Origin of the sequence: Methylomonas rivi (assembly GCF_024505165.1) — a bacterium.
In the GTDB taxonomy this organism is placed as follows: domain Bacteria; phylum Pseudomonadota; class Gammaproteobacteria; order Methylococcales; family Methylomonadaceae; genus Methylomonas; species Methylomonas rivi.
On the sequence record NZ_JANIBK010000358.1, the window covers coordinates 1 to 745 of the forward strand.

The following is a 745-nucleotide window of genomic DNA, read 5'->3' on the forward strand; positions in this document are numbered from 1 at the left end:
AGCCGAGCGTTGGTGGAGGCTTTGGCCCGCGTGCCGGCCGTCGACGATCTGGAGCACTACGGCGAGCAGGTGGCGGCCGGCTTGCAGGCGGTCAACCGGCAATTATTGGCGCTGGCCAAGCAACGCGGCAACGCCGGGATTATCGGCAGCACGATAGTGGTACTGTTGATTGCCGGCAAACAGTTCGGCTATCTGTGGGCCGGCGACAGCCGCCTGTACCGCTATCGCCAAGGCGCCCTGAAGCAATTGACGCTGGACCATTCCTTGTATAACGAAGCCATCAGCCAAGGCTTGTTACCGGAAGACGGCAGCTTGGAGGCGGGGCGCGGGAACGTCATTACCCGTGCCGTCGGCGCCGATACGCAACTGCAATTGGATTGGGGGCAGGGCGAGTTATGTCCCGGCGATCTGTTTATTCTATCCAGCGACGGTCTGGATAAGGAATTATCCCATGACGACATCGCCGGTTTTTGCGGCGACGGCACGGTCGAAAGCATCGTCCGCAATCTGATCGAAGAAGCGGAACGCCGGGGCGGGCGGGACAATATTTCGGTGATTGCCGTTAGGGTTTGAATCTACAATCGCTGAATTCAAGAGAGATTGCAAAAAACACAATTCGATGCAAATCTAAAAGTAAGGGGCAGGTGTCGACCCATTCTTGACTGTCGCGTTTCTCTAAACCGGCCAGTCAGCCAAATCCAGCGCATCGGAACTGGAGATTCACAAAGCGGCCATTGGCGTCTTA

At 57.2% G+C, this 745-nt stretch carries 1 protein-coding gene; it reads left to right on the forward strand.

The window, feature by feature from the left end:
- Positions 1-573 (forward strand): PP2C family protein-serine/threonine phosphatase (locus NP596_RS21725; RefSeq protein ID WP_256617455.1); only part of this gene is annotated, 573 nt, incomplete at its 5' end.
- Positions 574-745: the final 172 nt, after the last annotated feature.